Below are 22,892 nucleotides of genomic sequence, written 5' to 3'. Positions count from 1 at the left end.
CAATCTTGCGGAGAATGGCAGGTAGCCCCTATCTGCCATTTTCTTTTGTACGTGTCATGACTATCACCCGACTGGATCTGACGTACTTCAGAAACTTCGACTCACTGGCCGTGGACTTCGCCCCGGGCGTGAATATCTTCTACGGCAACAACGGGTCGGGGAAGACCAACCTTCTCGAGGCTTTATTCGTCTTTATGCTTGGTCGATCGCAGCGGGGAGCGCCGGATGCCGTATTAACGAAGCATGACCAGCCTTTTTATCGGTTGGAAGGGACGCTGGACGACGGATCCAGATGTCCGGAACTAGCCCTCGCCTACGAACGCGGTGGTCGGAAGCGTATCACCCTTGACGGTGTGGGTATCAAACTGGCCGAACTCTATCGCCATTTTTGCGCCGTGGCGGCGGGCCCGGAAGATACCGCTATCCTGACCGCGGCGCCGTCGACTCGGCGACAATTCCTTGATATGTACCTCTCGCAGTATTCGGTGAAGTACCTGGCAGATCTTGCTGATTACCAGAAGGCCCTGGCCCAGAAAAACGCTGCCCTGAAAAACAACATGGACCCGACGCCTTTTGACGTTATCGTGGCCTCGGTGGGTGCGCGGGTGATGACGGCCCGCCGGGCTTTCTTACGCGACGTTGCGGCCCACGCGGGTACCCACTATGCGCAGATTGCCGACGGCGAGACGATGACAGTCACTTATCGGCCGTCGGTCGGACTCGGCGATGACGATCTGGATACCGATGCGATTGAACGGCGCATAGTGGCGACGCTGGAACGGTACCGGGACCGGGAGCGCGCCATGAACGTCGCACTCGTAGGGCCGCATCGCGATGACATTCATTTCGAGATCGGCGGATACCCGGCGCGGACCCACGGCTCACAGGGTCAGCTTCGGACAGCCGCGATCGCGCTGAAGCTCGCCGTATATCACATTCTGAAGGAACGGCGGAATCAGCCGCCAATCCTGCTGCTTGATGAGATTTTTGCGGAACTGGATGATACGCGCACGATGGGACTGGTCCGGGCATTCGACAGTTTCACCCAGCTGTTTCTGACGACCGCCGTTACACCTCCGGACGATCTGGCGGCCAACAGCCGAAACTTCCGGATTCGAAACGGGGCGATCGAGGAGATGCACTGATGGCCGGATTGACCGTTCGGAATCTCAGTAAGCGATTCGACGACATGCCGGTGCTCGACGACATCTCGTTCGAGACGGGTGACAGCGAGCTGCTGGTGTTGCTGGGACCTTCGGGGTGTGGCAAGTCGACGTTGTTGCGCATCATTGCGGGACTCGAAGAGGCTGACCGAGGAGAGATCTATATAAACAGCCGCCGGGTCGATCAGCTTCGGCCGCGCGACCGCGATGTCGCACTGGTCTTCCAGAACTACTCGCTCTATCCGCACATGACGATCGAACAAAACCTGGCTTTCCCGCTGAAGGTTGCCCGCGTAGCGAGGGGGGAGCGGATGCGGAGGATTGCGCATGTCGCCGAGATTCTTGACCTGAGCGCCCATCTCGCCAAAAAGCCCGGGCAGCTGTCCGGCGGACAGCGGCAGCGCGTCGCACTCGGCCGGGCTATTATTCGCCAGCCGAGTATCTATCTTCTCGACGAGCCATTGTCAAATCTGGATGCCGACCTGCGCGTGAGGATGCGCCGGGAGATAGTCGACTTGCAGCGCAGGCAGCAGCGTCCGATGATCCACGTGACCCACGATCAAGCCGAGGCTTTGACCATGGCCGACCGGATCGCGCTCCTGCATCGAGGCACCATGCAGCAATTTGGTACGCCGGAGGACTTGTACGGTGACCCGTCCAATCGGTTTGTGGCGGAATTCATCGGCCAGCCCAGAATCAACACCGTCGAGGCCAAAGTCCACAGCGGACGGCTCGTTCCGTTCGGCTCGGACCTTACCGGGTGCGCGGACAGGGATATTGTCATAGCCATCAGGCCCGAGTCGGTCCGGCTCGGACCCCAGTACGAATACCCCGGGAGAGTCACTGCGTGCGAATACCTCGGCGACCAGTACGTCGCCACCATCCGGTTTCAGGACATTTCGTTGACAATCGCAAAATTGACGGATCCGGTCGAGATCGGACAGGACGTTCGCTTCGGCTTCTACTCCAGTGCGCTCTTGTTTTTTGATCCGGAAACGGGCGAGCGGATTCGGTTCGTGTAGTCAACGGAGACGCTGGCAGTGCCGGCAATAGTGCGCCGATCGAGCGCCGATTCTTTCACGGACGATACTCATGCCGCATCGTTCGCATGGTTCCCCCTCACGATTGTAAGCTTTGAGATACTGCTGGAAGGTACCCGGCCTGCCGTTCACACCGCTGTACGTATCAACCGATGTTCCGGCAGCGTCGATTGCCCTCCGAAGCAACGCTTGTATGTGGCCGTGCAGTTCGATCAGCTTCCGGCGGGATACGGAGGTCGTCAGTCGTTTCGGATGCAACCGGCTGTAGTAAAGCGACTCATCGGCATAGATGTTGCCCAGCCCGGCGAGAAAGGACTGATCAAGCAGCGCGGCTTTGAGCAGTCGGGCGCGGGTGTGGCAGCGTGCGACGAACTCCTCAGCGGAAATCTCGAGTGGCTCCGGGCCGAGATCGCGCAGGCCGTCTTGTTGCCAGAGTTCGCAGTCCGGAAATACACGGAGCCTGCCGAAGCGGCGGTAGTCGTTGAATCGAATGTGCAGGGCGTTGCCGTTGCCGGCCGACTCCAAATCGAATAGTACAAGATCGTGTTTGTCGATCGGGGCAGTCTTTTCGATGTATAGAAAGCGACCCGTCATCTTCAGGTGGACCCAGAGCGTCACGTCGCCCGAAAGAGAAATCAGGATATTTTTCCCCCGGCGCGTGATCTCTTTGATAGTGCGACCTCGAAGCACCGCTTCGAATGTCCGCCGTCCAAACGACGGGCTGATTACTATTGATGACGGCGGTGCGGACTGTCGCACCTGCGCGATGGTTCGCCCGGTGATCAGTCCGCGAAGACCGCGCGCGACCGTTTCGACCTCTGGGAGTTCCGGCATGTCAGATAAACGTTGTTGCCCCCCTTCAGGTTTCGACCGGGCGTACCGTTATCTTTAAGTTGTGACAATCCGGCCGGCAACTATATTACCCCGCATCGAGATACCGGCTTGCTTGTATCATGGAATGTTATGGAACTTCTCGGAAAACGCCCCGGGCGTAAACTGATCGCCTATTTCGCAGGCGCCATCCTGCTCGGCTCTATCCTGCTGGCGTTGCCGCTCAGCTCAGCGGGGCCGGACATACATTGTATAGATGCCCTGTTTACCTCCACCTCGGCGGTCTGTGTCACCGGCCTGATCGTTCTCGATACCCCCAAAGACTTCTCCCTGTTCGGTCAGGTCGTAATCCTGACGCTCATCCAACTCGGCGGTCTCGGAATCATGACATTTGCGACGGCGCTGCTGCTGTCGATTACACCCCGGCTGTCGTTCCGGGACAACCTGGTGCTCTCGGAATCGCTCTCCACTGGGGATATACTCCACCCGCACTCGATCCTTCGGGCGGTGCTGATCACTACCGCCGTCGTAGAGGCGGTGGGAACGACGATCCTGTTTTTTGTTTTTCGGGCCGATTATCCGGCTGATCAGGCCCTCTGGCACGCCATCTTCCACTCGGTCAGCGCCTTTTGCAACGCCGGCTTCTCAACCTTCAGCAGCAGTCTGGAGCACTACCAGACGAATCTGACGTTGATCGGGACGGTTTCGGCGTTGATAATACTCGGCGGTCTGGGCTTCACCGTGGTTCGTGATGTGGCGGTGTGGCGGCCGAATGGCCAGATGCGCCTGTCGCTGCATACCAAGCTCTGTTTGACCGGGACGGCGGTGCTGATTGTCGCGGGAACGCTTGCCTTCGTAGTCGCCGACCGCGGCAATGTGTTCGCGCATATGTCCTCGGTTGATGCGTTCGCGAACGCCTTCTTCCAGGCCGTCACCGCGAGAACAGCCGGATTCAACACCATTCCCCAGACGCACTTGACCGAAGTCAGTCTGCTGGTGACTATGCTCTTGATGTTTATCGGCGCCTGTCCGGGCTCGACCGGCGGGGGGACGAAAGTGACGACCGCCATGGTGATCGTGCTGCTGGCCTACAACCGCCTGATGGGTCGTCGCTCGGTGGCAGCCTTCAAGCGGTCCCTGTCACCGGACTCGGTTACCCGGGCCCTGACGATCATGGTGGTCGCATCGATCACGATTGCCGGGGCATTTGTGGCGATGATGTTCCTTCAGGAACGGCCGGTGCCGCATTTGCTGGCGCACGGTTGGTTTGTGGACAGTTTGTTCGAGGTGGTGTCCGCGTTTGCGACCGTCGGGCTGTCACTTGGGGCGACTTCACAGCTCGAAGCGTCCGGGAAGATCATTGCTATACTTCTGATGTTTGTCGGTCGGGTTGGTTTGCTGACTCTCTTGTTTTCGCTGTCGCGCGGCGAGCAGCACGGCGAACTGGTCTATCCCGACGAGCCGATCATGGTTGGTTAGTGAGGAATACAAATGAAACGCTTTGCTGTGATAGGTCTGGGGAATTTCGGCGCCACGGTGGCGCGAGGTCTGTCTGCCGAGCACTGCCGGGTGACAGCGGTCGACTCAGACAAGGCGCGGGTGCAGGCGCTGGCGGACGATGTTGACCTGGCGCTGGTCGGCGACGCCACCGTGCACGCCTTCCTCGAGAAACTCTCGGTACAGGACTTCGACTGCATCGTCGTTTCCACTGGAAAAGACTCGCACGCCTCGATCCTGATTGCCTTGCACCTCAAGGAGCTGGGAGCCAAAAAGTTAATTGTCAAAGCCAACTCCAACGACCACGCCAAAGTGCTTCTGAAAGTCGGCGCCGACGAGGCTGTCATTCCGGAGAAACAGATGGCGGAGCGGGTGGCGATGTCTCTGGCACGGCCGAATATGCTTGATCACCTGCCGCTCTCCGAAGACTACTATGTCGCCGAGGTGCTCGCGCCGCGCAATTTTGCGGGCCAGCGGCTGACGGATCTCGACCTTCGCAACAGGTACCACATCCAGGTGGTGGCGGTGAAAAACCAGAGCAGCGAGGCGCTCGATTTCGCCCCGGCCGGATCATTCAAGATCAAACACGGAGACATATTAGTGGTCCTGGGCAAAGGCGCGGATATCGAGAAGCTGAAGGGGTAGAGCGAGTGGAGTCCTGCTGAGAAGACTGACAAAGTTCGTCACGCCTTCCAGGCTTTGTCATACCATCCCCTCTCTGTCATACCTGCGTAGGCAGGTATCCATCCTCAACTCCGGACGTGCCGCAGGTGCGTCACTCCCCGCCTAGTGAGTGCCACAAGTCCACCGACTCCGGATTCCTCTCCTCAATCCACCGGATCTTCCAGGCTCGCTTCCATCGCTTCAACTGCTTCTCGCGCCGGATAGCGGAATAAGCGTCGCCACAAGTCAAGAAATAGACCAGAGGGTGAACTCCGTACTTGCGTGTGAATCCATCAATAAGGTCGTTTCGATGCTCATACACACGCTGCAGAAGATCGTTGGTGACCCCGATGTAGAAAGTGCCATTTCGATTATTGGCGAGGATGTAGATGTGGTAAGTCCCCACGTCGTCAGAGATGTGTTAAGGAGGAAATGCTGGACGGTCACAAACAGACACGCCGCTCGATGCAGAGTCGAGTCTGCGACTCCTGTTGATTGTCAGGATAGTTTCCTGCCTTCGCAGGAATGGCAAATGTTCGGTTCGTCCTACTGGTGCTTCTTTCTGTAGTCCGCCACCGCGGCCTTGATCGCATCGGGCGCCATGTTGGAACAGGACATTTTGTCGGGCGGGATGCCATCGAGCGCCTCGGAGACGTCTTCTTTGGTGATCTGCTCGGCCTCGGCGAGCGTTTTCCCTTCGATCATCAGCGACGCCATGGAACTGACTGCGATTGCGACGGCGTTACCGAAAGTTTTGTGGCGGCACCCCACGATCCGACCCTCGGCGACTTTCAAATAGATGCGCATGACATCGCCGGTGGCGGCGTTTCCGGCCTGTCCGACCGCATCCGCGTCCTCGAACTCCCCCACGTTGCGCGGGTTATGAAAGTGCTCCATGATGGTATCGTTGTACATGGGAGAAAGATACGCACGAAGTTGCGTTAAGGCAACTCAGGTGGGCCGGCCGGATACCCTACCTCTTCACCACCGACACCTCGCCGGCAGTGATCGCCACCGCCGTGCCGTTGTGATCCATAATCAGGCGCCCCTCGTTGTCGATATCAATCGCCACCCCTTCGATCACCGTATTTCCCGTTCTAATACCGATCTGCCGTCCGATCAACGATGAGTACCGACGAATCTTCGCGTGTGAGGGGCGAAGGCCGTCCTTGAGGTAGACCTCGTACTCCTTTTCGAACCGCACCAGGAAATCCTGCAGAACCTCAATTCGCCGTACTTTGCGTTTCACGGCCCGTCGAAGCGACGTTGCGCTCTGCCGCAACTCGGGAGGGAACTGGCGCACCCCCTGGTTGACGTTGATGCCGACCCCAACCACCACGTGGTTGATTTTGTGTTTGTCGGCCGAAAGCTCGGTCAGGATGCCCGCGGCCTTTTTGCCGCCGATCCAGACGTCATTGGGCCACTTGATTTGCACTTCTCGCGGCGCGTAGCGATTGAACGTGTCCGCCAGCGCGATTGATGTCATAATCGAAAGAGCGGGCGCCTGCTCCGGGGAAAAAGGCGGCCTGAGCACGATGGAAACATAAATGCCCGACTCCGGCGGGGAATGCCAGATACGTCCCAGCCGGCCGCGACCTCGGGTCTGACGGTCGGCTACAACGACCGTCCCGTGCGGTGCGCCGTGTTCGGCTTTCTGGGCCGCGATATCGTTGGTCGACTGTACCGTATTGTAACAGCACAGCGTGCGGCCGATTGTTTTGGTCTTTATGTTGTGAGCTATTTCGATTTCGGTCAGCAGGTCCGGCGCCGCGACAAAGGTCACGGTCCTGCGATGACGCTTCAGCCGATAACGCCAGTCATGAAGCAGTTGTGCGGCAGAACGGATCTGCTCGCTGTCGCAGGACAGCCGCCGAGCGAGTTTTTCGACCTCGAATCGCTCGCCGGGTTTCTTGCGGATAATGACGAGCAGTTGCTCGGCAAGGTGCTCGCGCGCGGGATCGCTCATACGGCGGGCGTGACTTTCATGGAGAAATCCGCGACCGGGGCCGAGTGCGTCAGGGCGCCGACCGAAATGTAGTCTACTCCGGTGGCGGCGATAGCCGCGACGGTGTCGAGCGAGACATTGCCGGACGCTTCAAGCTTCGCTTCGGGATTGATCGACCGCGCTCTTTTCACCAGCGATGCGAGTGACTCGATCGACTGGTTGTCCAGCAGCAGCCGGGTGACGCCGCAGTTGAGCGCCTCGACGAGCTCGGATTCCGAAGTTACCTCGACCTCAATCTGGATGTGTTCGGCTTTGCAGTCGAATTGCAGGCGGAAATCCGGTGTGTGGAGGTACTCGCGCGTGAGATCAACCGCACGGGTGATAGACCCGGCGGAGGCGATATGGTTGTCCTTGATAAGTATCATGTCGTACAGGCCCATGCGATGATTGCCGCCGCCGCCATGCCGTACGGCCGCTTTTTCCAGCCACCGCCAGCCGGGCGTGGTTTTTCGCGTGTCGAGAATGGTGCATGGGTGACTGCCGAGGCGATCGACGAAACGTCGCGTCAGTGTGGCAATCCCGGACAACCGTCCGAGAAAATTGAGCGCGACCCGTTCCGAGGCCAGCACGGTCTGATTGAAACCGTCGACTTCGATTACGATGTCGCCGCTCTTGAACGGGTCGCCATCGTGAATCATCGGTCGCACGACATTCGCGGAATCCACTATCTCAAACGCCATCATGAACGGAACGATCCCCGACAGCACACCGTCGCACTTGGCGACCACGCCCGCCTTGACAGGGTCCGGCTCAAGACAGGCCAGCGACGTCAGATCGCCGGGGCCGATGTCCTCGGCAAGAGCCGCTTTGACCAGATCAAGCACATGTCCATACTGGGGGTCCATACCGCAAAACAACAGCGGCATTGTGAAAAGTCAAACCCCAAGTTATATTCCCGCCATGTCTCCCCGACGAAAGTCAAAGCCCTCGCTGCCCGCGGTCGCGGTGCTCGGCTACGGATCGCAGGGACGTGCGGTAGCACGGAATCTGCAGGATTCGGGCGTTCGCGTCATTGTCGGGCTGCGGGTCCGCTCCAAGTCCCGCGCCACGGCACGTGCGGACGGCCTTACCGATATACGATCTGTGGCCGACGCGGTGCGCGACGCCGGCGTGGTGGCGTTTGCCTTTCCGGATCATCTCCACGGACGCGTATTTGCAGCCGACATCGCGCCCAACCTGGCTGCAAACGTCACCCTCTGGTTTTTGCACGGGCTGTCGGTTCATTTCGGGATGGTGAGCGCTCCCGGGAACGCCGATGTCGTCCTGATTGCGCCGCATGCACCGGGAACGGCGGTGCGGGAGAAATATCTCGGCGATCGGTCGGTTTCGGCGTTTTACGCGGTGGAGCAGGACCGCAGCGGACACGCCCGCTCCACCTGTTTCGCCCTGGCCGAGGGTATCGGTATCGACCGGGCCCGCCTGGTGGCAACGACGTTTGACCACGAGGCGATCGGCGATCTGTTCGGAGAACAGACCGTGCTGTGCGGAGGGTTGGCGATGCTGATCAAAACCGGGTTCGACGTGCTGGTCGAGAACGGGCACAAGCCGGAACACGCCTGGCTCGAAGTGGCATACCAGCTTGACCTGATAGTCGATCTGATCAAGCGGTACGGCATCGAGGGAATGTTCGCGCGGATCTCGGTGGCAGCCCGGCTCGGTTCGGCGGAAGTAGGTCCGGCGGTGATTGACCGGTCCGTGAAGCGTCGGATGCAGGATGCGTATGGACGGGTGAAATCGGGAGCATTTGCCAGGACGCTGGCGGAGTTGGATGACGCTTCGCTGAAGAGACTGACTGAGCGCTTGCGGGCCTTGACGAGCCCAGCGCTGGAACGAGCTGCCAAGCGGGTTCGCAGGAACGGATAAGCAAACGGCAGTTTGAATTTCAACTGTAGCCACTTCTTCGACTGATCTCTTCTTCCTCCGTTTTCATTTTATGACAATCACTTAACGAACATGAGAATCCCTCCCGGCATGACAAATTAGTGACACAAGCGGTCTACGAAATCGCTTTTTTGGCGGCATGAAATTACGGCCTGCTGACTTCGCTCTCCGGCTGTGTGCCGCCGGGATTTTGATGTTCCTTCTGCGCGCTCCAGTGTCTTCCGGGGAGTTGACCGGTCGTGTGTTCGACAACGAGACCGGCAACCCCGTCGATGGCGCCACCATCCGCATTGTCGAAACCGGTCGCGCATTTGTCTCCGATAAACGCGGTGTGTTCTCGATGCCGGATATGCTCGACGGTCGCTATCGGCTGGTGGTTACCCACGTCGCGTACGATGCCAGCGACACGGTGGCGGTGTTGGTGAGTAACGGGTCAGTTTCACCCGTCCAGATCAGGTTGAACCCGAAACCCTGGGTACTCGACGACATCGTCGTAACCGGCACGAGGTCGCCATACCTGCTCAAGGACGTGCCGGTACAGACGGAGGTGATCTCGGAGCGCGATTTCGAGCGCACCGGCGCAACGACAGTCGATCAGGCGCTCTCCTCGGCGATCGGCGTTCAGGTGTCGGAAGACCTTTCCGGGCAGGGAGCACAGATACGCGGAATCGACGGTGAGCGCGTCCTGGTGCTTATCGACGGCGAGCGCGCCGTGGGTCGCGTCCGAGGCTCGATCGACCTGAGCCAGTTCTCGCTGACCAATGTCAAGAAGATCGAAGTCGTCAAGGGGACCGGGTCGACACTGTACGGTTCGGATGCAATGGGGGGCGTTATCAATATCATCACAAAGAACCCGGACTTCAACACGCTGTCGGGCCGATTCTATGCCGACTACGGCTCGCACACCAGTTACCAGCCATCGGCAGAATTTGCATACGGAACGCCGGATATCGCTCTCACGCTTGGTGGGAAACTCTACTCAACCGGCGGATTCGATCTCGATCCGGCCACCCGGCACACCAACGGCCTCGAAGCCGTCGATCGGATCAACGTCGATTCTCGTATGCGTGCGCGATTGTCCGACCGATGGACGCTTACCGGTTCGGGTGGAGTCATGTGGGAGCAGAAGGACTGGATAGAGGAGGAGGCACGCGCCCTCAACGCCCACGGCGATACGCTTTTCAAGGCCTTCGATGACGACGAAACCAATACTCGGTACAGCGGGTCGGTCGGGCTTGGCTTTCTGGCCGGCGACGTGTTTTCTCTCGACCTGAGCGCCTACGGTACCTACTACGACCACTCATGGGACAAGTATGATTCACTCGGTTACTGGGTGGACACGTCGAATACGGAGGACGTTTTCGCAGAGGTGTCGGCGCACGGCACCTACCGGATCGGTTCGCATCATACCGCCACGTTTGGGCTGTCGCTGACGCATCAGGATCTCGTCTCGACCGAGCTTGTCGCTGAGGCAGAGGCCGATCAGGCGGCCGGGGCGTACTTCCAGTATGAGCTCGCGCCGACCCGCAACCTCAGTGTCCTGCCGGGCGTCCGTTACGAACGTCACAATTCGTTCGGCGATCACCTGAACCCGTCGTTCAACATCATGTACGAACCGGTATCACACGTCCGGGTGCGCGGGCTGGTCGGTTACGGCTTCCGCGCGCCGTCCATAAAAGAGCAATTCTTCGTGTTCGATCACACTGCGGCCGGGTATGTCGTGTACGGGGGATTGGTCCCCTTCGGCGACGACGGCGCCACCAACGATCTGAACGAGGAAGTCTCCCTGAACAGTGCGCTCTCGGTCGAACTCTCTTACGGAGTGATCGGCCTCCACCGGCTGACCTACTACTACAACCACCTCGAGGACCTCATAGATTTCCAGTTGCGGGACTTCGCTGACGGGTACTGGCGGGGGCGGTACGTGTATGGCAATATCAATGCGGCCGTGACGCAGGGTATCGAGTGGGAGTCTCGCGTGCGTCTCTCTAATGCGATCGACCTGTCCTTCTCGTATACGTACCTGCACAATGTCGTTTTGAATACGGATTCGCTCGAAGTCGGACCCGCAGGCGACACCTCGCGTTTCGAAACCGGAAACAAGCTCATCAACCGACCTGATCATACCATTAAATTCTATCTGACCGGGTACCACGAGCGCACGGGCCTGGGCGCCTCTTTCTGGGGGGACTATCACAGCCGCAAGCTCTTCGTGGCACGATCCAACATTGGAGGCAACGAAGGCGCTTTCGACGACTACGCGCCATCTCGTACGACTCTCAATCTCAACCTGTTCAAACGCTGGAGCGGCAGTCTTGAGACGTTCCTGCGTCTGGAGAACCTGCTCGACCAGACGGACGTCGCCTACGGCTACTGGCCGGGTTTCCAGGTGTTTGCGGGACTGAAATATGACCTTGCGGTACGATAGGACGGTATTACTGCAATTGAATTATCACGCACATGTAAGGAGTACAAACTGATGAAACGAATCCTGCTGTTTTTTGGCTTCTCTCTCGCTGCACTTGGACTGGCGGCGGGGTGTTCCGATGACGACCATTCGGCATCCGGACCGACCGGACCGTCGGGATCTGCCGGCTTCCAGGATACGTCGGTGTTTGATGCCGCCACCGGAACCTGGACCACTACCCTGAACGCATCGTCGCACACGACACCCAAGACCTTCTCGTTCTCCGAAACCAAGGCGGCCGGCTGGGATATCATGTTCCGGCGCTCGAATATCAACCTGAACGGCGGCGACGCCGGCGCCGAGAGTGTGGCCGGGTACGACATGGGAACGGCGAAGGCGTTCGCCGATGTCGTCCTGTCCGATACCACGGGCGTGAGCTGGGAGGAAGATGCGCAGCGCTATATTATCGACAGCTTCTACACGTACAACTTCGTGACGCACCAGCTCGATATGACCCGGTACGTGTATGCGATGGTCGACGCCGAGGGTGACAATTTCGTAAAGTTCCAGATCGACTCATTGGTGGGTGCCGGCGCGCCGCCGAACATGGGGACAGTCTGGATCTCCTACTACTACCAACCGACCGCAAACTCGCGCACGCTCAGCGGCGCCGTACAGACGGCATCAATCACCGTAGGCAGCGGTATCGCGTATTTCGACTTCTCGAGCGGAACGCAGGTTACGCCATCCAACCCCACAGCCTCGACTGAATGGGATCTGCGATTTGCTTCGTACGAGATCGCGCAGAACAGCGGGCCGAACGGCGCCGGCTCGTGCGCGGTTTTTCCCGCATTCACCGAGTTGACCGACAAAACCGATATCGCCTCGTTTGCATCGGTGCCGGCGACTGCCGCGTTGTTTCCGGACTTCATCGGTTCCGTTTTTAACGGGTCGCTGACCGATGATTCTGAACTGTGGTACGATTACGATGGCACAACTCACACCCTGACCAGCAAGAGCCACGTCTATCTGATTAAGTCGGCCGACGCGGTATACAAAATGGAAATCATTGGCTGGTATGCTGATATCAACGGCAGCCTGACCAGCGGATACTACACGTTTAAATGGGCCGAGTTGCAGTAGCACACCGCGACAGCACGCGAGGGTGTCGCGCAGGCAACCGGGCGGTCGACCTGCAGTGACCGGCACCGCCGGTCTCAGGATATGCATGAAACGGGCTGTTCAATAAGTGAACAATACTGCAGGTGGTTGCATGAGGCCGAACCGCGTTCGGCCGGTAATCAGTTGTCCGTCACAATAGTACGATGACCTTCACAAGAGAATCGGACAAAGGCACGGCGTTTGCACTGTAATCCTCGGGCTAACAGAGATACAGTGGCCCAGTATATCAGACCAACCCCCGGCTGACCACCGGGGGTGTTTTTATGTTTGCCACTCTGTAGCGCAATGGCTTAGCTTAACGCGGCAGGTGCAACTGTCAACCTGTTCGGCCAAAACGGTTGACGCTCCTTCGATCCGGAGGTAGATTCCCCGTTCGCTATGTCAGGAACACGTCAAATAGTCGCGGTTTTCCTCGGCCTGCTCGTCCTGGCCGTTCTGGGATACTATTTTTATGATACGCTCAGAGACCGTACGCCCCAGGAGCTTGAGGCGCGGGTCATTCACATGGGCGATACGCGGGTCAGCAGCGCCGAACTCGGACCGTACCTGAATTCGCCGCATGGTGATGTACGCCGTCAGGCGGCGCTGGCGATCGGTCGCACCGCCGACTCCAAGAGCGCGGGGTTGCTCTTCGACATGCTCGATGACAGCGCCATGATTGTGGCCCGCGCGGCTGCATTTGGAATCGGCCTGACCGGCCAGCAGCGGTATGCCGACCAGCTGTTGGACAAGACATGGGACTTCCCGGTCGCGGTCACGTCGGCTGCTGTGGAATCAGCCGGGCGGCTGGCGGATTCCTCGATGTCGACCACAGCCGATCTTCTGGAGACATTCCTCACGCACCCGGCGCCTGAGGTGCGCGAAGCGGCGTGTTATGCGCTGTTTCATATGCGGGCGAAATACAAAGGATCGGCGCTGGCGGCACACTATCGAATCGAGCAGGATCTGTCGGTCCGCGAGGCGGCCCTGTATGCGCTCGCCCGACTGGGGCTGCCCGAAGGGGAACAGATCTATATCGAGAACCTCTCCGACCCCGATCCCTATATTCGCTCGCTGTGTCTTCGGGCTCTCTCGACGATGAAGGCAGAACGCGCCGAGCACTATCATGCGATTGCCCTTAACGACGCGAATCTGCATGTCGTGTCGCAGGCGATTAGCGGGCTCGGCCGCATCGACTCCCGAAAGTCATACGAGGCGCTTTATCGCCGCCTCAGTCAGGAACAAGACGAAAAGCTGGTCCTCGACTTGCTGGCTGCCCTTGGCGCAGTTCGCGTTGAAGAAAAGTCGACTGATGACGTGCGACGCGTGCTCTCTCGATTCTCGTCGCCCTATGTCACAGCCGCAGTGGCGGAGTTCCTGGCGAAGGCAGAGGGTGACGGTGCCATTGCGCTGCTTGACTCGCTGCGCAACGACCAGCCGGACCCGGTCGTGCAGGCGGCAGTGGCCAGGGGGTACGGCCTGATCGGCGGCGTCGGGGTGCAGAGTCGGCTCGGCGGGCTGTTTGAACACCCGGATCCGCTCGTGCGCGTTGCAGCCTACGAACAACTGGTAAAGGTCGATATCAGCAACACCGAGCATTATATCAACGAAGCCCTCAATGACCCTGATTATGTCGTCAAGTACATGGGACTGGAATCCATTCGTGCCGGAAAGCTCAGAAAGTACCTTTCGGTTTTGCGGACAATGATCGCCGATCCGGCGGGTTCCGCGGACGAACTTCGCCGTGGTATAGTCGACGTCACCGGTGATCTGTTCGGTCCGGTCCCCGGTGAGGATACCATCGCAATGCAGATCCTGATTGCCGGAATTCTTGACCCGTCGTACGTCGTGCGGATGGAAGCGGCGAGGGTATACAAAACCGTCGTCGGGGAAGATCGTGACCACCAGATAACCCCGATCAAGGCGCAACTCAGCGAAGCCGATGTGCTGAAAGCGCTGCAGAAGTATCGCCTGAATCCGCACGCTATCATCGTAACTGATCACGGCGAGGTTGATATCGAGTTGTACTTTGACGTCGCGCCGATCACCGTCCTCAATTTCATCGAACTGGCACGCTCGGAATTCTACAACGGCTTGCAGTTCCACCGGGTTATTCCGGGGTTTGTTGCACAGGGAGGCGACCCGCGCGGCGACGGATGGGGCGGCCCGGACTGGGCGATCCGCAACGAGGATTCCGACGAACCGTTCCGCCGCGGCTCGGTCGGTATGGCAACGTCGGGTAAAGACACCGGGGGCTCGCAGTTTTTCATCTGTTTCCTGCCTCAACCGCACCTCGAAGCCCGGTATACGGTATTCGGGCAGGTAGTCGAAGGTATGGATGTCGTCGATCGCATCAAACGCGGCGACGTCATCCAGTCTGTCATCATCCAAGAGGGACCGAAATGAAACGCATGCTCATATGTGCGGCGCTTGTCGCGTGTGCTGTTCTGTCAATGCTGACTACCCTGCATTCACAAAATGGTTCAGGCGTCGATACCGATGCACTGATTCAGCGCATTCTTGATGTCCATTTCGATCAGCGCAATGCCCTGTCGACCGTTACGTTTGACGTCGTCTATGCTGAAGGCGAGATGAAGGACGATCAGGGTTTTGTGGAGAAAGAGCGGTTCGACAAGAAAATATACCTCAAGTATCTGCCTGACACGGTCCTCTTTCATGAGGAGTACCTGGCGTACTATAAGGACAACGAACTGAAAAGCGACGATGAACTCCGCAAAGCCGAAGAGGATCGGAGAAAAAAGAAGAAGAGCCGCAAAGCATTCGACATCTCCTATCCGATGGTCAAGCCGTTCTTTCCTGAGATGCGGACCTTGTATACGATCACGTACCGAGGCACCCAGGACGAACCATCGGGAGATTACCACTGCCATGTCTTTCAGGTCGAGGCCGGTGAGAAAGCGGACACACTGTTGAACGGTACGTGGTACTTCGACAGCGAGTCATTTCATCTGGTGCAGGTAGATTTTTCGCCGGCGAAACTGGTCAAAAAGACCATGTTCAAGCTCAACAGGCTCGACATGACACTCGTGCAGCGCCCGACCGCGGATGGTATCTGGCTGCCGCAGCGATTCGAAATATCCGGCAAGGGCAAGGCGGCGTTGTTGTTCGGTGTGTCATTTGCCGGTCAGGAATACTACCGGAATCCTGAAATCAATACCCCCATACCCGATACCTTGTTTGTCGAGGAGGAGGACAATGACTGACAACACCTTGAAGATCCATGTCGTTGCCGTGGCGATTCCCGACGGCTGTAACGTAATTCTGGGGCATTCGCACTTCATCAAGACGATTGAAGATCTGTACGAAGCGTTGATCGGTTCGTCACCGAGCCTCTCGTTCGGAATCGCTTTTTGCGAAGCGTCGCAGAAACGGCTGGTACGGTCCGACGGCAATGACCGTGATTTGGTCCGCATGGCGGAGAAAGCGGCATTTGACATCGGCGCAGGTCACTCCTTCATCGTCTTCATGAAGAATGGATTTCCGATCAACGTCCTCAACCGGATCAAGCAGGTCGAAGAAGTCACGCGTATCTACTGCGCCACCGCCAATCCGCTGCAGGTGTTAGTCGCCGACACCCGGCAGGGACGGGGTGTGATCGGTGTGGTCGACGGCGAGACGCCGCTGGGAATCGAGTCCGAAGAGGACAAAGTCGAGCGGAGAGAGTTCCTCCGAAAAATCGGCTACAAACGATAAGAGAAAGGCAAGTTCGCCCATGCGATATGAACTAGAACGGTCCCAGACAGAGAAATTGATTATCGAAGACAGCGAATACAAGGGGCATCAACTGGTGTCGCTTCGCATCTATTTCCTTTCCAAGGAAGACGAATGGCTGCCGACCAAGAAAGGCGTGACTTTCCGCCTCGACCAGCTCGACGAAGTGATCGGGGCGCTGAATCAGATCAAGGACGGCAAATAGCGAGTACAACTCCACCGCAATGATTGTCTTCACCGACGACAAGGACCGGCTGCTGCGCCATTTCGAGAAGGATCCGGTCCTTTTTGCGTATCATATCGGCGATCTCGATGACTTCCACTTTCCTTATTGCCAGTGGGCCTCGCTGTACGCCGATCGCCCCCATATCGTTGACTGCGTGCTCGTCTACACCGGACTGGACAAACCCACTGTGCTCGCGTTCGGGTTATCGGACCGGTTCGACCAGTTGCTCGATGAACTCGTGGACCTGCTCCCGGTGGAGTTTTACTGCCACTTCCAGAAGCCGTCCCTGCCGATTCTGTCCCGCGGCTATGAGTGCACGCCGTTCGGCCCGCACTACAAAATGACGGTGCGGGAGTTTGTGCCGTCTCAACACTCACTCGAGCCCGGAGCCGAAATCCTGAGGCTCGATCGGTCGCACGAGCCGCAGGTTCGCGACCTCTATGATACAGCCTACCCCGAGGGTTACTTTGCGTCACGCATGCTCGATACCGGGAGGTACGTGGCGGTGCGTATGGACGGCAAACTGCGGTCGATAGCCGGTGTCCATGTCGACTCCGCGGCCAATCGCATCGCGGTGCTGGGCGGAATCGCCACGGAACCGGCCTACCGAAAAAGAGGCTACGCCAGCGTCCTGACGTCGCAGTTGACTCAGGACCTTCTGGCCGGCGGCCGACGGGTGGCGCTGAATGTGGAGGCGGGCAATCAGGCGGCGATCCGATGTTATGAGAAACTCGGCTTCGTCCGTACTCACGAATACGAAGAGGGCTTCTTCACCCGCAAGCGGTAAGGCTACCGGGCCGGAATCAAATCCGGTGCGGTCAGGCGGAATTGCCCGACCGCACGACACGTTAGCGTGAACTCCGCTCAGGCCGGCTTGCGGGCGCTTAGTTTCACCGACGCCACCCGGTTGGCGTACTTCTTCATCGAGGCGTCATTCACCGTGCGACCGCCGCCGCAGCCGCACGAGTCATTCGCGAGTGCATCGACGGATTCCTCGCCGTACACCATGCGGTCGACAATCTCGACATCGACAAATCCCGCGTTGTGGGCAAGGCCGATGTATTCGTATTCCTCGACCGCCCCGGCGATACATCCCGCCCACGCAGCCAAATCGTCGCGGTACTGGTCGGGCAAATCGATCGTCACGATATCGGAAACCAGCATCCTGCCGCCCGGTCTGAGCACCCGGAACGCCTCGGCGAACACCTTCTCTTTGTCCGGTGAGAGGTTGATGACGCAGTTGGAGATGATCCAGTCAACCTCGCCGTCCGCGACCGGCATCGCCTCCATCTCACCGAATCGCACTTCGCCGTTGGTCACGCCGGCGCGTTCGAGATTGCGTCGGCAGGTGTCAATCATTTCCGGGGTCATATCAAGCCCGATCACTTTGCCGCTCGGGCCGACCTTCTTCGAGGCGAGTATCAAATCGAGACCCGCGCCTGAGCCAAGATCGAGCACGGTCTGGCCTTCCTTTACTCCGGCCAATGCGACCGGGTTGCCGCACCCGAACGTGGTGACATCCCCCGGCAGATTCCTGAGTTCTTCGGCGCTGTATCCGGCCATTTCGACAAAACGGCCCGGCGCGTCGGCATCGAGCGACTGCACGTTGGGCCCGCAGCAGCCCGATTTTTGGGTGATGGCTTTACCGTAGTGCTCACGGACGGCGGCCTTGATTTCTTCGGACGATCTCTTGGTTGCCATAGTGGTTTCCTTTATGTGATTGGTCACTTTTTCGAAATGACGAGGTCGAGCGCCTTGAACTGCTTGCCGCAACATTCGACAATCGCGTCGCCGTTGAACCGGTAGTAGACCTCGCGGCCGCGCTTCTCCGACTCCACCAGCCCCGCCCGTTTGAGGATGTCAAGGTGATGCGAGATCGAGGGTTGCGACATATCAAACGGTTCGCAGATCTCGGAGACGCAGCATTCCCGTTTCTTGAGCATTCCGAGTATCGCGAGGCGGGTCTTGTCGCTCAGGGCATGAAAGACCGAGCAGCAGGCATCATCCATGTGAACCTCCATATCAATAGACATATATCTATACGTCAATGGGTTCGGAAAGGTTCCCTTTCGTGACGAAGATTTTTGCCTGTCGGCACCGAAGCGGGTATGGACAGGCTCAGGAAAACCCCTTGCGCTTCCGCCCCATCCGGCCCTACCTTACTCCCGATAAAAGAAATTCCGTTGGGGGTGGCGTAAAACACCGCCTGAGATCATACCCCCTCGACCTGATCCGGGTAATACCGGCGTAGGGAAACGGAGATGTAGTTTCACATCCCCCTGTCTGCGCTCCCGCAGGCTCACCTATCGACTCAGGACGGAATCTTGCACAAACGCGAACCGTTTAACGCGAGGTTGCTGTCATGAGGTACATGTTCACCCTTCTGCTGCTGTCGGCGTTCCTTGCCGGCAGCCCCGAGGCTGCCCCGGTAGCGGGTACGGTCGTCAATACCGATCGCGAGCCTTTGCCCGGCGTCACGGTAGCCGCGAATCAGTCCGGAATCGGTACGCTGACCGACTCGTCGGGCCACTTCTCCATCGACCTCCCACCCGGCGTCACCCGCCTGACATTCAGTTCGGTAGGGTACCACTCGAGGCAGTTTGCCCTGACCGGCCTTCCCGACACCGTCGTGCTCGACCTCCGCTATTACCGCGGATCCGCCATTCTCGTGCGAGCCGAGCGCGCCGAGGCAGGTGTCTCGCCGATCGCCTTTTCAAATGTGTCCAAAGACGACATCGAGAAAACCTACACGGTGGGCGAGTTTCCACTACTCCTGGAACCCACCCCGAATCTTCACACCTTCACCGACGGCGGCTCGCCCCTGGGATATTCCTACACGTTGATCCGAGGTTTCTCCGACAAACAGGTGACTACATATATCAACGGTGTGCCGTTGAACGATCCGGAGGACCAGGCGACCTATTTCGTCGATCTTCCTGACTTCGCCGCCAACATCTCTGACATCCAGGTTCAACGCGGGGTCGGCAACTCGCTGTACGGTGACGGCTCCTTCGGCGGCAGTATTAACGTCGTAACCAATGCGCTGGCGCGTCCCCGTCAGGCGACCGTCACCACCGGGTACGGTGAGCTTACGCACGACGGGAAACGCGTGTCGGATATCTACAAGCAGAGCGTGGAATATTCATCGGGACTGGTCGACGGCGCCTGGCACTTCGGCGGGCGGTTTTCACGGCAGAAGACCGGCGGCTATCGCCATCGAAGCTGGTACAATGGCTGGTCGTATTACTTCTCGCTCGCACGGCTCGATCCCAATATGACCACGGAGCTGTATATCTACGGCGGTCCGATCAAGACGCACTTGTCGTATTACGGTTCTACTCTGGACGACATCCGGGCCGACCGTCGCCACAACCCGCTCACCTACGGCAACGAAACGGACAACTTCAATCAGCCTCATTACCACCTGCACAACGCGTATACGCTCAACGAGCGAATGACCCTGCACAATACCCTGTACTACATCCGCGGGACGGGCTACTACGAGCAGTTGAAAACCGGCGAGACGTTCGCCGAGTACGGTGTCGATCCTTCAGTTATCAGCGACGATCCGGATACGGGGGAGCCCTACGACGAAGGTGACATCGTGCGGCAGCAATGGGTGAAGAAGAACCAGGTCGGGTGGAATCCGCGACTCGATATCAGTCATGACCGTGGACGCCACTCGGTTGGGGGTTCGTTTTACTTCTTTGACTCGGATCACTACGGTCTGATGGTCTGGGCGCAGCATCTGGCGTCGGATATCGACCCGCAGTACAAGTACTACCAATACTTCGGCAGGAAGCGGGCCGTTTCCGTATTTGCCGAGGAATATTATCGTATCACGGATCGGATTTCCGCGCAGGCGGTTGCGCAGGTGCGGTATCAGGACTACCGCTTCGACCAGGTACCGATGGGGATGTACCGGGGGCTGGACTACGACGTTGACTGGGTGTTTTTCTCCCCGAGGCTCGGTGTCAGCTATGCGGTCAGCGACCGGGTCGATGTCTTCTCGAATCTTGCGGTCTCGTCGCGCATGCCGACCGACGCTTCGATTTATGACGCCAACGACCCGACCATCCTGCCGTCCCTGGAAGTTGTGTCGGTTGATGACGACTCGACCCGGTTTATATTCGGTGACCCGCTCGTGGAAAATGAGCGACTGTTCAACCTGGAAGTGGGCGGTGTGTATCGGTCCGAATCGATCGGGATTGGCTTGAATCTCTTCTGGATGAATTTCGAAAATCAGATTATCCCGTACGGCGGGCGTACCGAAAACGGTCTGGCCATTACCGTCAACGCGGACCGCGCCGTACACAGCGGAGCGGAGCTGACGCTCACGGCGAAACCGCATCCGTCGCTGGATATCACGGGCAACTTCTCCGTAAACCACAATCGCATCGAGGAATTCAAAAACACGTTCGATGTGTATTACTTCGACGATTCGCCGACCGGCGTGAGCGACTCTATCGACTTCAGCGGCAATGTTGTCCCCGGTTTTCCGGAGTACATCGCGAATCTCAGGATCGGATACACACACGGCGGATTCTATGGCGCGATCGGCATGCGCCTGGTCGGCAAGCAGTACGTCGAGGTCTTAAACATCGATTCGCTGGCGATCGATCAATACGCGACTGCCGCAATAAGCGCAGCCTATACGATTCGCAATGCCTTCGGTCTGGGTGACGTTACAATCGCCATGAAGATAGACAACCTTTTTGACGAAGACTATATCGCGTCGGGATACGGCTACAGCTACGGTCTCGCGACCGACCCCGGCGTAGTTGTAGAAAGAGACGATCTCATTACCGAAGGCGAGTACTTTGTCGGTCCGGAGCGGTCGTATTTCGCCGAACTGAAATGGCAGTTGTTCTGACGGAGCCACGGTGCAGCTACTCGATTATGCTCTCATAGCTACTTACCTGGCGACCCTTCTCTATTTGGGGTTTCGCACGCGCCTTTCACGGACTGCGGGCGCAGCCGAACTGATTGTAGGCGGTCGCACCTTGACGCTGCCTGCGTTTGTCGCGTCGCTGGTGTCCACCTGGTACGGCGGCATCCTGGGGGTCGGAGAGTTCAGCTATCAGCACGGCCTGTCGACCTGGCTCGTGTTTGGGCTTCCGTACTACGTTGCAGCCGCGCTTTTTGCGATCTTCCTCGCAAAAAAGGCGCGACAATCGGAAGTGCTCACGATTCCGGAGCGACTGGCGTCCGCATACGGTAATCGCACCGCCGCCGCCGGTGCCGTGATCATCTTCCTGATGACCGTACCGGCTGCATACGTGCTCATGCTGGGAGTGCTGTGCCAATACCTATTCGGGTGGCCGTACTGGCTCGGCGTGGTCGGCGGCACGCTGTTCTCCATCTGCTACGTTTACCTCGGCGGGTTTCAGTCGGTTATTCGCACCGACCTGTTTCAGTTCGCCCTGATGTACGTGGGGTTTGCCGTCCTGCTGGGCCTGCTGATTACGACATACGGCACGATCGATTTCATCGTGCCGCGCGTGCCGACGGAGGCATTGAGTTGGCACGGCGGCAACACCGGCTGGTACATCGCAACCTGGTACTTTATCGCCCTCTCAACTTTGATTGAGCCGGCGTTTTATCAGCGGTGTTACGCCGCGAAATCGGCGACTACCGCGCGCACCGGTATTTTCATTTCGATCGCCTGCTGGGCCGTCTTTGACTTCATGACGACCGCGTGCGGCCTCTATGCCCGCGCGTTGCTGCCCGACCTGGCCGACCCGGTATCTTCCTATCCCGCGCTGGCCGAGCTGGTCCTTCCCAGCGGCCTGCTCGGGCTGTTCGCACTGTCGATGATGTCAATCATCATGTCGACCATCGATTCGTACTCTTTCTTGGCGGCCTCCACATTCGGACGGGATATCGTCGAGCGAACGTTTGGGCTGGAGAGCCGCCATGCCACCACTAGCTACACCCGAATCGGGCTGGTCGTGTCGGTTGCATTGGCCGTGGGGCTGGCTCTGTACTTCCGGTCGGTGGTGGAAATCTGGTATCTGTTTGGATCAATAGGAACACCGGCGCTTCTTGCGCCGGTGTTTTTCTCGCATGTTGGCCGGCGTCGTTTCACTGCGGCTTCGGCGCCGGCCAGCATCGTTTTAAGCGGCGGGACCGCATTGGCGTGGTATCTGTCGCAATACTGGACAACGGATGGCACGTACTGGCTCGGCCTCGAGCCGATTTTCCCCGGTCTTGCCGTCTCGCTTCTCGTCTGGTGGTTCCGAGGAGAGCATGCGGACAACCTCCCGATGCGCGCCGTGTGATAGGT

At 58.5% G+C, this 22,892-nt stretch carries 21 protein-coding genes and 1 riboswitch; of the genes, 14 read left to right on the top strand and 7 right to left on the bottom strand.

The genetic code is table 11. The features are described from left to right. Positions 1-56: 56 nt before the first annotated feature. Both RBT76_09450 and RBT76_09445 read left to right on the top strand, forming a co-directional pair. On the top strand, positions 57-1,145 hold the full coding sequence (locus RBT76_09450; GenBank protein MDX9858004.1) for a DNA replication/repair protein RecF: 1,089 nt from the start codon (positions 57-59) through the stop codon (positions 1,143-1,145). After that, positions 1,145-2,185, top strand: a complete 1,041-nt coding sequence (locus RBT76_09445; GenBank protein ID MDX9858003.1) for an ABC transporter ATP-binding protein — start codon at positions 1,145-1,147, stop codon at positions 2,183-2,185. Before RBT76_09450 ends, RBT76_09445 begins: the two co-directional genes overlap by 1 nt. Here the strand turns inward: RBT76_09445 and mutM are convergent, their stop codons facing one another. Continuing rightward, positions 2,186-3,037, bottom strand: coding sequence for a bifunctional DNA-formamidopyrimidine glycosylase/DNA-(apurinic or apyrimidinic site) lyase (gene mutM / locus RBT76_09440; protein MDX9858002.1), 852 nt, complete (start codon positions 3,035-3,037; stop codon positions 2,186-2,188). 129 nt (positions 3,038-3,166) lie between these two features. On the opposite strand from mutM, the gene RBT76_09435 reads away from it, so the two are divergent. Both RBT76_09435 and RBT76_09430 read left to right on the top strand, forming a co-directional pair. Then, positions 3,167-4,513: a TrkH family potassium uptake protein gene (locus RBT76_09435; protein MDX9858001.1), complete on the top strand. Its 1,347-nt coding sequence runs from the start codon at positions 3,167-3,169 to the stop codon at positions 4,511-4,513. A 12-nt stretch (positions 4,514-4,525) separates the two neighbouring features. After that, positions 4,526-5,176: a TrkA family potassium uptake protein gene (locus tag RBT76_09430; protein ID MDX9858000.1), complete on the top strand. Its 651-nt coding sequence runs from the start codon at positions 4,526-4,528 to the stop codon at positions 5,174-5,176. 130 nt (positions 5,177-5,306) lie between these two features. On the opposite strand, the gene RBT76_09425 is transcribed toward RBT76_09430, so the two are convergent. From RBT76_09425 to nadC, 4 genes are all read right to left on the bottom strand, one after another. Then, positions 5,307-5,600: a GIY-YIG nuclease family protein gene (locus tag RBT76_09425; GenBank protein MDX9857999.1), complete on the bottom strand. Its 294-nt coding sequence runs from the start codon at positions 5,598-5,600 to the stop codon at positions 5,307-5,309. Positions 5,601-5,740: 140 nt separating this feature from the next. Further along, complete coding sequence (locus RBT76_09420) at positions 5,741-6,109, bottom strand: iron-sulfur cluster assembly scaffold protein (GenBank protein MDX9857998.1); 369 nt, start codon at positions 6,107-6,109, stop codon at positions 5,741-5,743. Between the two features lie 58 nt (positions 6,110-6,167). Continuing rightward, a complete protein-coding gene (locus RBT76_09415; protein MDX9857997.1) occupies positions 6,168-7,160 on the bottom strand; it encodes a biotin--[acetyl-CoA-carboxylase] ligase in 993 nt (330 codons plus the stop codon). Further along, entirely contained in the window at positions 7,157-8,044 is an 888-nt protein-coding gene (nadC, locus tag RBT76_09410) for a carboxylating nicotinate-nucleotide diphosphorylase (protein MDX9857996.1), read from the bottom strand. Before nadC ends, RBT76_09415 begins: the two co-directional genes overlap by 4 nt. Positions 8,045-8,099: 55 nt before the next feature. Between nadC and ilvC the strand changes: the two genes are divergently transcribed. The 8 genes from ilvC (at position 8,100) to RBT76_09370 (ending at position 17,393) form a co-directional block, all read left to right on the top strand. Continuing rightward, complete coding sequence (gene ilvC / locus RBT76_09405; protein MDX9857995.1) at positions 8,100-9,062, top strand: ketol-acid reductoisomerase; 963 nt, start codon at positions 8,100-8,102, stop codon at positions 9,060-9,062. A 211-nt stretch (positions 9,063-9,273) separates the two neighbouring features. Beyond that, positions 9,274-11,508 carry a TonB-dependent receptor gene (locus tag RBT76_09400; protein ID MDX9857994.1) on the top strand — a complete coding sequence of 745 codons (2,235 nt, stop codon included), beginning with the start codon at positions 9,274-9,276 and terminating at the stop codon, positions 11,506-11,508. A gap of 51 nt (positions 11,509-11,559) precedes the next feature. Next, positions 11,560-12,630, top strand: coding sequence for an HmuY family protein (locus RBT76_09395; protein MDX9857993.1), 1,071 nt, complete (start codon positions 11,560-11,562; stop codon positions 12,628-12,630). A gap of 417 nt (positions 12,631-13,047) precedes the next feature. Next, positions 13,048-15,054, top strand: coding sequence for a peptidylprolyl isomerase (locus RBT76_09390; GenBank protein ID MDX9857992.1), 2,007 nt, complete (start codon positions 13,048-13,050; stop codon positions 15,052-15,054). Beyond that, entirely contained in the window at positions 15,051-15,872 is an 822-nt protein-coding gene (locus RBT76_09385) for a hypothetical protein (protein MDX9857991.1), read from the top strand. Before RBT76_09390 ends, RBT76_09385 begins: the two co-directional genes overlap by 4 nt. Next, a complete protein-coding gene (locus RBT76_09380) occupies positions 15,865-16,362 on the top strand; it encodes an adenosine-specific kinase (GenBank protein MDX9857990.1) in 498 nt (165 codons plus the stop codon). Before RBT76_09385 ends, RBT76_09380 begins: the two co-directional genes overlap by 8 nt. 19 nt (positions 16,363-16,381) lie before the next feature. Then, on the top strand, positions 16,382-16,585 hold the full coding sequence (locus tag RBT76_09375; protein ID MDX9857989.1) for a transcriptional coactivator p15/PC4 family protein: 204 nt from the start codon (positions 16,382-16,384) through the stop codon (positions 16,583-16,585). A gap of 19 nt (positions 16,586-16,604) precedes the next feature. Beyond that, positions 16,605-17,393 carry a GNAT family N-acetyltransferase gene (locus RBT76_09370; protein ID MDX9857988.1) on the top strand — a complete coding sequence of 263 codons (789 nt, stop codon included), beginning with the start codon at positions 16,605-16,607 and terminating at the stop codon, positions 17,391-17,393. Positions 17,394-17,470: 77 nt separating this feature from the next. On the opposite strand, the gene arsM is transcribed toward RBT76_09370, so the two are convergent. Beyond that, positions 17,471-18,307: an arsenite methyltransferase gene (gene arsM / locus RBT76_09365; GenBank protein MDX9857987.1), complete on the bottom strand. Its 837-nt coding sequence runs from the start codon at positions 18,305-18,307 to the stop codon at positions 17,471-17,473. A gap of 23 nt (positions 18,308-18,330) precedes the next feature. Then, complete coding sequence (locus RBT76_09360) at positions 18,331-18,615, bottom strand: metalloregulator ArsR/SmtB family transcription factor (GenBank protein ID MDX9857986.1); 285 nt, start codon at positions 18,613-18,615, stop codon at positions 18,331-18,333. A gap of 166 nt (positions 18,616-18,781) precedes the next feature. Then, a riboswitch (TPP riboswitch) is annotated at positions 18,782-18,877 on the top strand. Positions 18,878-18,968: 91 nt separating this feature from the next. Between RBT76_09360 and RBT76_09355 the strand changes: the two genes are divergently transcribed. Both RBT76_09355 and RBT76_09350 read left to right on the top strand, forming a co-directional pair. After that, positions 18,969-21,479, top strand: coding sequence for a TonB-dependent receptor (locus tag RBT76_09355; protein ID MDX9857985.1), 2,511 nt, complete (start codon positions 18,969-18,971; stop codon positions 21,477-21,479). A 10-nt stretch (positions 21,480-21,489) separates the two neighbouring features. After that, positions 21,490-22,887: a sodium:solute symporter family protein gene (locus tag RBT76_09350; GenBank protein ID MDX9857984.1), complete on the top strand. Its 1,398-nt coding sequence runs from the start codon at positions 21,490-21,492 to the stop codon at positions 22,885-22,887. Positions 22,888-22,892 lie beyond the last annotated feature (5 nt).

The organism is Candidatus Zixiibacteriota bacterium (assembly GCA_034003725.1).
Classification (GTDB): domain Bacteria; phylum Zixibacteria; class MSB-5A5; order GN15; family FEB-12; genus WJMS01.
The sequence above is the reverse complement of the archived record's forward strand: the minus strand, read 5'-3'. Positions and strand labels throughout refer to the sequence as shown.

Coding starts and splice junctions, on each gene's coding strand:
- RBT76_09450 (MDX9858004.1), top strand. CDS start 57: ATGACTATCACCCGACTGGATCTGACGTACTTCAGAAACTTCGACTCA.
- RBT76_09445 (MDX9858003.1), top strand. CDS start 1,145: ATGGCCGGATTGACCGTTCGGAATCTCAGTAAGCGATTCGACGACATG.
- mutM (MDX9858002.1), bottom strand. CDS start 3,037: ATGCCGGAACTCCCAGAGGTCGAAACGGTCGCGCGCGGTCTTCGCGGA.
- RBT76_09435 (MDX9858001.1), top strand. CDS start 3,167: ATGGAACTTCTCGGAAAACGCCCCGGGCGTAAACTGATCGCCTATTTC.
- RBT76_09430 (MDX9858000.1), top strand. CDS start 4,526: ATGAAACGCTTTGCTGTGATAGGTCTGGGGAATTTCGGCGCCACGGTG.
- RBT76_09420 (MDX9857998.1), bottom strand. CDS start 6,109: ATGTACAACGATACCATCATGGAGCACTTTCATAACCCGCGCAACGTG.
- RBT76_09415 (MDX9857997.1), bottom strand. CDS start 7,160: ATGAGCGATCCCGCGCGCGAGCACCTTGCCGAGCAACTGCTCGTCATT.
- nadC (MDX9857996.1), bottom strand. CDS start 8,044: ATGGACCCCCAGTATGGACATGTGCTTGATCTGGTCAAAGCGGCTCTT.
- ilvC (MDX9857995.1), top strand. CDS start 8,100: ATGTCTCCCCGACGAAAGTCAAAGCCCTCGCTGCCCGCGGTCGCGGTG.
- RBT76_09400 (MDX9857994.1), top strand. CDS start 9,274: ATGTTCCTTCTGCGCGCTCCAGTGTCTTCCGGGGAGTTGACCGGTCGT.
- RBT76_09395 (MDX9857993.1), top strand. CDS start 11,560: ATGAAACGAATCCTGCTGTTTTTTGGCTTCTCTCTCGCTGCACTTGGA.
- RBT76_09390 (MDX9857992.1), top strand. CDS start 13,048: ATGTCAGGAACACGTCAAATAGTCGCGGTTTTCCTCGGCCTGCTCGTC.
- RBT76_09385 (MDX9857991.1), top strand. CDS start 15,051: ATGAAACGCATGCTCATATGTGCGGCGCTTGTCGCGTGTGCTGTTCTG.
- RBT76_09380 (MDX9857990.1), top strand. CDS start 15,865: ATGACTGACAACACCTTGAAGATCCATGTCGTTGCCGTGGCGATTCCC.
- RBT76_09375 (MDX9857989.1), top strand. CDS start 16,382: ATGCGATATGAACTAGAACGGTCCCAGACAGAGAAATTGATTATCGAA.
- RBT76_09370 (MDX9857988.1), top strand. CDS start 16,605: ATGATTGTCTTCACCGACGACAAGGACCGGCTGCTGCGCCATTTCGAG.
- arsM (MDX9857987.1), bottom strand. CDS start 18,307: ATGGCAACCAAGAGATCGTCCGAAGAAATCAAGGCCGCCGTCCGTGAG.
- RBT76_09360 (MDX9857986.1), bottom strand. CDS start 18,615: ATGGATGATGCCTGCTGCTCGGTCTTTCATGCCCTGAGCGACAAGACC.
- RBT76_09355 (MDX9857985.1), top strand. CDS start 18,969: ATGAGGTACATGTTCACCCTTCTGCTGCTGTCGGCGTTCCTTGCCGGC.